We start from the raw sequence: 9,279 nt of genomic DNA on the forward strand, positions 1-9,279 counted from the left end.
CCGATGGTCCGCGAGGCGCTGGCGGCCGCGGGTGAGCTGACCGCGGCCGACACCGACTGACGACCTCGTCAGGCCGAGAGCGTCAGGAGCTGGTCTACGCCGATGCCCACGAGTGACTCGCGGAAGACCCGCCGCTCCCCCGGCTCGACGTCGACGTGGCACGGCACGACCAGCACGGTGCAGCCGGCCGCCTCGGCAGACGTGGCGCCGGTGTTGGAGTCCTCGATGGCGATGCACGCCGACGGTTCGACGCCGAGACCGGCAGCAGCCTTGAGGTAGGCCTCGGGGTGCGGCTTGCCCTGAGCGACCTTGTCGCCGGTCACGATCTCGGTGAAGGCTCCGACTGGGAGCTGCGCGAGGATCGGCTCGACGAATCGCTGGTAGCTCATCGTGACGAGCGCGCACGGCACACCGGCATCGACCAGCGTGGCCAGGAGCTCGCGTGCGCCCGGGCGCCACGGCACCTCCTGCTCGACGCGGGCGACGACACCGTCCAGCAGCAGGTCGACGACCTGCTCAGGTGACAGCTGTGCGCCCGGGGCGTCGGGAGGGAACATGTGACGCAGGATGTAGCGCCCCGATGCGAGCAGGTCGTTGCCGACCAGTGCGAGCCCGTGCTCCTCGGTCCAGGTGCCACCGAACCGCTCGGCCAGCTCGAACTCCGTCGCGATCCAGTAGGGCTCCGTGTCGACCAGGGTCCCGTCCATGTCCCAGAGGACCGCCGTGTGCTTCACACGAGGATCCTAGGATCAGGCCATGCGAGCTACGAGCACGGCCACCGTCAACGTCCCGATCACCCGCGCCTGGGAGGTCCTCGCCGACCACGCCGGCATGAGCAAGTGGGGCCCGATCACCGCCACCGTCGAGAAGCCCGGCGCCCCGGAGCGCGACGGTGTCGGCGCCGTACGCCGGATCGCCGCGCCCGGCCCGGCCCCGGCCATCGTCGAGGAGATCACCGCGTTCGACGCGCCGACGCGCCTGGGCTACAAGGCGCTCGCCGGCGTTCCGTTCAAGGACTACTCGGGCGAGGTCGTCCTCTCCCCCGCCGGCGACGGCACGCTGGTCGAGTGGACCCTGACCGCCCGTTCGCGCATCCCGCTGGTCGAGCAGGCGGCTCTCAAGGCCGTCTCGGTCGCCCTGCTCAAGGCCTACACCGGCTACCTGAAGAAGCGCGCCTGACCCGACTCCGCACGCTGGCGGCCACCGGCCGCTAGCGTGCGGATCGTGACGACGCCTCGCTCGGTCCAGCGCACCTACCTGGTGCTGATGGTGGGCAACACCCTGGCCGCGTCGCTGATCTGGGGCATCAACACGATCTTCCTGCTCGATGCAGGCCTGTCGAACTTCCAGGCCTTCGCGGCCAACGCGGCGTTCACCGCGGGGATGGTGCTCTTCGAGATCCCGACCGGCATCGTCGCCGACACCGTCGGACGGCGGGCCTCCTACCTCCTCGGGACGGTCACGCTGGCCGTCTCCACACTCGCCTACGTGGGCCTGTGGCAGATTCGGGGTCCGTTCTGGATGTGGCTCGCCGCGTCGGTACTGATCGGGCTCGGCTTCACGTTCTTCTCCGGTGCCGTGGAGGCGTGGCTGGTCGACGCCCTCGCGAGCGTCGGGTTCACCGGGACGCTCGACACCGTCTTCGGTCGCGGACAGGTCGCCTCCGGCGCCGCGATGCTGGTCGGCTCGGTCTCCGGCGGGTGGATCGCGCAGCAGACCAGCGTCGGCGTTCCGTACCTCCTGCGCGGTGGCATCCTCCTCGTCATGTTCGTCTTCGCCGCTGTCGCGATGCGGGACCTCGGCTTCACGCCGGAGCGCCACGGATCCACGGCGCAGGAGGTCGCTCGCCTCGCGCGGCAGACCGTCGACCTCGGCTGGAAGGTGCCGCCGATCCGGTGGCTGATGGTGCAGGCGATCGCCACGGGCGGCGTCGGCATCTATGCGTTCTACGCGCTCCAGCCCTATCTGCTCGAGCTGTACGGCGATCCGCACGCCTACCAGGTCGCTGGTCTGGTCGCTGCTGCTGTCGCGGTCGCGCAGATGATCGGTGGCCTGGCCGCGGGTCAGGTGCGCCGCATCGCCCGACGGCGTACCTCGGCGCTCGTCGTCATCTCACTCGTGTCTGCGGGGGTGATGGTGGCGATCGGCACCGTGGACTCCTTCGCAGCGGTCCTCGCGCTGACCGGCCTCTGGGGCCTGACCTTCGCGGCCTTCACGCCCGTGCGCCAGAGCTACCTCAACGGGCTGATCCCGTCGCGGCAACGCGCCACCCTGCTCTCGGCCGACTCGCTGATGAGCTCGGCCGGCGGCGTGTGGGCCCAGCCCGTCCTCGGCCGCGTTGCTGACGTGCGCGGGTACGCCGCGTCGTACGTGGTCTCGGCGGCGATCACCGCCGTGGCGATCCCGCTCATCCTGCTCTCACGACGGGCGAATGCCCCGGCCGACTCCTACGGGCCGACTCCCGCGCAGGCAACGTCATAGGACCTGGTCGCTAGAGCAGCCAGGTCCTATGACGTTACGTAGCAGGAGCGCTCAGTCCTCGGGGTCGTAGGCGAGGTTGGCGGAGAGCCAGCGCTCGGCCTCGGCGAGGGTCCAGCCCTTTCGCTCGGCGTAGTCGGCCACCTGGTCGCGACCGAGGCGACCCACGACGAAGTACTGCGACTCGGGGTGGCTGAAGTAGAAGCCGGAGACCGAGGCACCCGGCCACATCGCCATCGACTCGGTGAGCTCGATCCCCGTGGCCGCCTCGACGTCGAGGAGCTCCCACAGCGTGCGCTTCTCGGTGTGCTCGGGGCAGGCCGGGTAGCCCGGTGCCGGCCGGATGCCGGCGTACTGCTCCTTGATGAGCGCCACGTTGTCGAGGTGCTCGTCGGGCGCGTAGCCCCAGAACTCCTTGCGGACCCGCTCGTGCATCCGCTCGGCGAACGCCTCGGCAAGCCGGTCGGCCAGCGACTCGAGCAGGATCGCGTTGTAGTCGTCGAGGTTCTTCTTGAACTCCAGGACCTTCTCCACGGAGCCGAGGCCGGCCGTCACCGCGAAGGCGCCGACGTAGTCCTTCAGGCCGGTCGACTTCGGCGCGACGTAGTCCGACAGGGCCTTGTTGGCGATGCCCTCCCGGTGCTCGCCCTGCTGGCGGAGGTGGTGCAGGACGGTCCGGACCTCGGTGCGGTTGTCGTCGGTGTAGAGCTCGATGTCGTCGCCGACGGCGTTGGCCGGGAAGAGCCCGATCACGCCGGAGGCCGAGAGCCACTTCTCCTCGATCAGCTGGTCGAGCATCGCCTGCGCGTCGTCGTACAGCTTGCGGGCCGCCGGACCGGACGCCGGGTTGTTGAGGATGTCGGGGAACGAGCCCTTCATCTCCCAGGCGTTGAAGAACGGCTGCCAGTCGATGTACTTGCGCAGCTCGGTCAACGAGTAGTCCTTGAAGACCCGGACGTACTGCGTCGCGTGGCGCTCGCCGAGGTTGGCGACCGCGCTGACGTCGTGGCTCTGCTGCAGCAGCAGGTGCGGCCGCGGCGGGTGGTACGCCGACCAGTCCAGCTGCGGCGCGTTGGCCCGGGCCGCCTCGAGGGAGGCCATCGGCCGATCGTTCTTCGACGCGTGCCGCTCGCGCAGCGCGTCGTAGTCGGCCTGGACCTCGTCCATGAACTTCGGGCGCAGCTCGTCGTTGAGCAGGGTTGCGGCGACCGGGACGGAGCGCGAGGCGTCCTTGACCCAGACGACCGGTGCGTCGTACTTGCGGTCCACCTTGACCGCCGTGTGGGCGCGCGACGTCGTCGCGCCACCGATCAACAGCGGGATGTCGAAGCCCTGGCGCTGCATCTCGGTGGCGACCGTGACCATCTCGTCGAGCGACGGCGTGATCAGGCCGGAGAGGCCGATGATGTCTGCCTGGTGCTCCTTCGCGGCGTCCAGGATCTTCTGCACGGGCACCATGACGCCGAGGTCGATGACCTCGAAGTTGTTGCACTGCAGCACGACGCCGACGATGTTCTTGCCGATGTCGTGGACGTCGCCCTTGACCGTCGCCATGACGATCGTGCCGTTGGTGTCCTTCTGGCCGGTGGTGCCGGCAGCAGCCTTCTCCTCCTCGATGAACGGGATGAGGTAGGCCACGGCCTTCTTCATGACACGGGCGCTCTTGACGACCTGCGGGAGGAACATCTTGCCCGCGCCGAAGAGGTCGCCGACGACGTTCATGCCGTCCATCAGGGGCCCCTCGATGACCTCGATCGGGCGGCCGCCGGCTGCCTTGATCTCGGCGCGGAGCTCCTCGGTGTCGGCCTCGACGTGGGCGTCGAGGCCCTTCACCAGCGCATGGGTGATCCGCTCGCGGACGGGCAGCGAGCGCCACTCCTCCGCGGCCGCCTCGGCGACCTCGCCCGAGCCACGGTGGGCCTCGGCGAGCTCGAGCAGGCGCTCGGTCGCGGCCTGCGTGTCGGCCACCCGGTTGAGCACGACGTCCTCGATGGCGTCGCGCAGCTCGGGGTCGACCTGGTCGTAGACGACCAGGGCACCGGCGTTGACGATGCCCATCGAGAGGCCGGCCTTGATCGCGTGGAAGAGGAAGACCGCGTGGATCGCCTCGCGCACCGGGTTGTTGCCCCGGAACGAGAAGGAGACGTTGGAGATGCCGCCGGAGATCTTCGCGCCCGGAAGGTTCTCCTTGATCCAGCGGGTGCCCTCGATGAAGTCGAGGCCGTACGTCGCGTGCTCCTCGATGCCGGTCGCGACCGCGAAGACGTTGGGGTCGAAGATGATGTCCTCGGCCGGGAAGCCCTCCTCCTCGACGAGGATCCGGTACGCCCGCGCGCAGATCTCCTTGCGCCGCTCCAGGTTGTCGGCCTGGCCCTCCTCGTCGAACGCCATGACGACCACGGCGGCGCCGTACTTGCGGCAGAGGCGTGCCTGCGTGCGGAACTCCTCCTCGCCGGCCTTCATCGAGATCGAGTTGACGATGGGCTTGCCCTGGATGGTTTTGAGCCCGGCCTCGATGACCTCCCACTTCGAGGAGTCGACCATGATCGGCACGCGGCTGATGTCGGGCTCCGACGCGATCAGCTTGAGGAAGCGGTCCATCGCCGCGACGCCGTCGATCATGCCCTCGTCCATGTTGACGTCGATGACCTGTGCACCCGACTCGACCTGCTGCGCCGCGACCTGGAGGGCCGTGTCGTAGTCGCCGTCCTTGATCAGGTTGCGGAACCGCGCGGAGCCCGTGATGTTGGTGCGCTCGCCGACGTTGACGAAGAGGGACTCGTCGGTGATGTTGAACGGCTCCAGGCCGGACAGGCGCATGGCGGGCTCCACGGCCTGCGGCACGCGCGGGGAAAGACCCACGGTGGCGTCGTGGATGGCACCGATGTGCTCCGGAGTCGTGCCGCAGCAGCCGCCCAGGACGTTGACCAGGCCCGAGGCTGCGAACTCCTGGACGACCGACGCCATCTGCGCGGCGGTCTCGTCGTACTCACCGAACGCGTTGGGCAGGCCGGCGTTGGGGTAGGCCGAGACGAAGCAGTCGGCGAGGCGCGACAGCTCCGCGAGATACTGCCGCATCTCCGCCGCACCGAGCGCGCAGTTGAGGCCCACCGAGAGCGGCTTCACGTGGCGGATGGAGTTCCAGAACGCCTCGGTCGTCTGGCCCGAGAGCGTGCGACCCGACGCGTCGGTGATCGTGCCCGAGATCATCACCGGCCAGCGGCGGCCGCGCTCCTCGAAGAGCGTCTCGACGGCGAAGATCGCCGCCTTCGCGTTGAGGGTGTCGAAGATGGTCTCGATCAGCAGGATGTCGGCGCCGCCGTCCACCAGTCCGTTGGCCTGTTCGAGGTACGCCGCGACGAGCTCGTCGTACGACACGTTGCGGGCGCCGGGGTCGTTGACATCGGGCGAGATGCTGGCGGTCTTCGGGGTCGGGCCGAGCGCGCCGGCCACGTAGCGCGGTCGCTCGGGGGTGCTGAACTCGTCGCACGCCTCGCGCGCGAGGCGTGCGCCGGCGAGGTTCATCTCGTAGGCGAGCGACTCCATCTCGAAGTCGGCCTGGGCGATCGTCGTGGCGCCGAAGGTGTTGGTCTCCACGATGTCGGCACCGGCCGCCAGGTACTCGCGGTGGATCCCCCGGATCATGTCCGGCTGGGTGAGGACCAGCAGGTCCGAGTTGCCCTTGACGTCGAGGTGGAAGTCCGCGAACCGCGTCCCCCGGTACTCCGCCTCGCCCGGGGTGTGCCGCTGGATCATTGTGCCCATGGCACCGTCGATGACGAGGATGCGCTCGGCGAGCAGGGCGGTCAGCTCTGCGGTCGCATCGGGGCGGACGAGCGGCGTGGTGGGGTTGTCAGCGTGCGACACGGGGTCCCTTCCAGATCGGAAGGCGTCCTTGTTCAGTCAAGCCGAGCGTGGCGGGCGCGTCATCCCGACGGGTCCCGTTGCAACGCCTCTCGGCCGCAGACCAGTCTAGGGGACCTGTGTCGTGGATCCCACCATGTATCACTCGCGTCACGGACGGGGCCCTAGGCTGAGGACGTGATCGAGATGGCTGACGTCCGTGACCTGGTGGACCCCGTGGTGATCGCTGCGTTCGAGGGATGGAACGACGCCGCCGACGCCGCGTCGTCGGTCATCGACCACCTCATGGACGTGTGGAACGCCGAGGTGATCGGGGCGATCGACCCCGAGGACTTCTACGACTTCCAGATGAACCGGCCCAACATCGAGACCGGTCCCGACGGCCACCGGCGCATCGGATGGCCCTCGACGCAGATCGCCATCGCCTCACCCCCGGGTCTGGACCGCGACGTCGTCCTGATCCGCGGACTCGAGCCGAACATGCGCTGGCGCCAGTTCTGCGCCGAGCTGCTGGCTGCCTGCGACGACCTCGGCGGTTCGCTTGTGGTCACTCTCGCGGCACTGCTGGCGGACACCCCGCACACCCGTCCGCTTCCGGTGACGGGCTCAGCCACCGAGCCCGAGCTGGTCGACCGGCTGCGGGTCGAGCAGTCGTCGTACGAGGGGCCCACGGGGATCGTCGGCGTCTTCCAGGACGCCTGCGGCAAGCTCGACATCCCCGCGGTCTCCTACTGGGTGGCCGTGCCGCACTACGTCGCGCAGCCGCCCTGCCCGAAGGCGTCACTCGCGCTGGTCCACGAGCTCGAGGATCTGCTCGGCTGCGCGATCCCCCTGGGCGAGCTGCCCGAGGACGCCCGTGCCTGGGAGCGCGGCGTCGACGAGCTGGCCGAGGAGGAAGAGGAGATCGCGGAGTACGTCCGTGCGCTCGAGGAGACGCGGGACACCGCTGACCTGCCCGAGGCGTCGGGTGAGGCGATCGCCCGCGAGTTCGAGCGATACCTCAAGCGCCGCGATAGCGAGTGACTCAGAGCTTCAGGCCGAGGGCGGCGTCAAGCACGGCACGGAGCTGGTCGGCGGCGTAGATGTCCTTGTGGTCGCCACCAGTGGTGGCGGCGGCCCAGTCGTCGATCGCCGCGACCGCAGCCGGGGCGTCGAGGTCGTTGGCCAGAGCGGCCAGGACCTGCTCCACGACCGGAGCAGCCGGGGCACCGACGCCGTGTCGCAGCGCGTCACGCCACTGCTCGAGGGTGTCCTGAGCGGCCCAGAGGTTCTCGCTGGTCCACTCCCAGTCCTCACGGTAGTGGTGGCGCAGCAGGCTGAGGCGGATCGCGGCCGGGTCGACCTCGCTGCGACGGAGCTCGTTGACGAAGACCAGGTTGCCCTTGGACTTCGACATCTTCTCGCCGTCGTAGCCGACCATGCCGGCGTGCACGTAGGCATGGGCGAACCGCTCGCCCTCCGCGACCTGGGCCTCACCGGCGCACATCTCGTGGTGCGGGAAGGAGAGGTCGGAGCCACCGGCCTGGACATCGAACGACGTGCCGAGGTGCTCGAGCGCGATCGCGGTGCACTCGATGTGCCAGCCCGGGCGTCCCTTGCCGAACGGGCTGTCCCAGCTGGGCTCGCCGGGACGCTCGGCGCGCCAGAGGATGCAGTCGAGCGGGTCCTTCTTGCCGGCGCGCTCGGGGTCGCCGCCGCGGTCGCCGAAGATCGCCAGCATCTGCTCTCGGTCGAGGCCGGAGACGTCACCGAAGGCCTTGTCGGAGGCGACCTCGAAGTAGAGGTCGCCCTCGACGTGGTAGACCACGCCGGCGTCCTGGAGCCTCTGGATGAGGGCGATGACGAGCGGGATCGACTCGACGGCGCCGATGTAGTGGTCCGGCGGCAGGACGCGCAGCGCCTCCATGTCCTCGCGGAAGAGCTGCGTCTCGCGGAGCGCGAGCTCCTCCCAGGCCACGTTGACCTTGGTCGCCCGCTCCAGCAGCGGGTCGTCCACGTCGGTGACATTCTGCACGAAGGTGACCGGATGACCTGCGTTGCGCCAGGCGCGGTTGAGCAGGTCCATGCCGACGTACGTCGCGGCGTGGCCCATGTGCGTGGCGTCGTACGGCGTGATGCCGCAGACGTACATGCGCGCACCGCCGGCGGCGGGAGTGGTCTCGACGAGACCGCCCGTGGCGGTGTCGTGGACCCGGACGACGGGTCCCTTGACGTGCAGGGGGGTGATCTCCGGAGCGGACCAGGCGCGCATGTGGGAACTCTAGACGGTCGCCCCCACCGTCACAGCGCGGGCCACGGGATCGCCGGCCAGTCCCCCGAGGGCGCCGGGAAGACAGCCGCCTCGAGCAGCGCACGCCCACGGGCGAGGAACGCGTCGACCTCGGGTCCGCTGAGCAGGCTCCGCAGCTCGCCGAGGAGGGCTCCGTCGACGAGGACGCGTTGGATGTCCGCCGACTCCTCCGCGGTGAGCGGCTCGCCGAGCCAACCCCACAGGACCGTGCGCAGCTTCGGCTCGACGTGGAACGTGACGCCGTGGTCGATGCCCCAGCGTTCGGCGCCGCGGCTCAGCACGTGGCCACCCTTGCGGTCGGAGTTGTTGACCAGGATGTCGAGAAGCGCAATGCGGCGCAGGGCTGCCGACTCCTCGTGCACGAGCAGGACGGGACGCCCGCTCTCGTCGCGCGCCTCGAGCACGACGCGCTGGCCGGACTGCTGCTCTCCCGGCGTAACGACGTCGACGGCCGGTGGGGCGCCGTCCTCCTCGATCCACTCCTGCAGCATCCCCGGACCATGCGGCCCCTCGCCGAGCCACGTGCGCGGCACGACGTGCCAGCCGAGCGCCTCGGAGACGGCGTACGTCGCGACCTCGCGGTGGGCCAGCACCGCGCCCGGGAAGTCCCAGAGCGGCCGCTCCCCCGCTACCGGCTTGTAGATGAC

Annotated in this window: 7 protein-coding genes; 3 read left to right on the top strand and 4 right to left on the bottom strand. The window is 69.7% G+C overall.

The window, feature by feature from the left end; all coding sequences use genetic code 11:
• Positions 1–68: 68 nt before the first annotated feature.
• Entirely contained in the window at positions 69–734 is a 666-nt protein-coding gene (locus tag VLF38_RS03055) for an HAD family phosphatase (protein ID WP_325269818.1), read from the bottom strand.
• 22 nt (positions 735–756) lie between these two features.
• Here VLF38_RS03055 and VLF38_RS03060 point away from each other — a divergent pair, with 22 nt between their 5' ends.
• Both VLF38_RS03060 and VLF38_RS03065 read left to right on the top strand, forming a co-directional pair.
• On the top strand, positions 757–1,179 hold the full coding sequence (locus VLF38_RS03060) for an SRPBCC family protein (protein ID WP_325269819.1): 423 nt from the start codon (positions 757–759) through the stop codon (positions 1,177–1,179).
• A gap of 45 nt (positions 1,180–1,224) precedes the next feature.
• Complete coding sequence (locus tag VLF38_RS03065; protein WP_325269820.1) at positions 1,225–2,481, top strand: MFS transporter; 1,257 nt, start codon at positions 1,225–1,227, stop codon at positions 2,479–2,481.
• Between the two features lie 51 nt (positions 2,482–2,532).
• On the opposite strand, the gene metH is transcribed toward VLF38_RS03065, so the two are convergent.
• Positions 2,533–6,243, bottom strand: a complete 3,711-nt coding sequence (metH, locus tag VLF38_RS03070) for a methionine synthase (protein ID WP_414689353.1) — start codon at positions 6,241–6,243, stop codon at positions 2,533–2,535.
• Between the two features lie 285 nt (positions 6,244–6,528).
• Here metH and VLF38_RS03075 point away from each other — a divergent pair, with 285 nt between their 5' ends.
• Positions 6,529–7,365, top strand: coding sequence for a PAC2 family protein (locus VLF38_RS03075; RefSeq protein ID WP_414689354.1), 837 nt, complete (start codon positions 6,529–6,531; stop codon positions 7,363–7,365).
• A 1-nt stretch (position 7,366) separates the two neighbouring features.
• Here VLF38_RS03075 and mshC read toward each other — a convergent pair whose 3' ends face one another.
• Together mshC and VLF38_RS03085 are read right to left on the bottom strand one after the other, a co-directional pair.
• Complete coding sequence (mshC, locus tag VLF38_RS03080; RefSeq protein ID WP_325269823.1) at positions 7,367–8,593, bottom strand: cysteine--1-D-myo-inosityl 2-amino-2-deoxy-alpha-D-glucopyranoside ligase; 1,227 nt, start codon at positions 8,591–8,593, stop codon at positions 7,367–7,369.
• Between the two features lie 29 nt (positions 8,594–8,622).
• On the bottom strand, positions 8,623–9,279 hold a 657-nt coding region (locus VLF38_RS03085; protein WP_325269824.1), incomplete at its 5' end, for an SCO1664 family protein.

Source organism: Nocardioides sp. (genome assembly GCF_035481145.1).
GTDB lineage: Bacteria > Actinomycetota > Actinomycetes > Propionibacteriales > Nocardioidaceae > Nocardioides.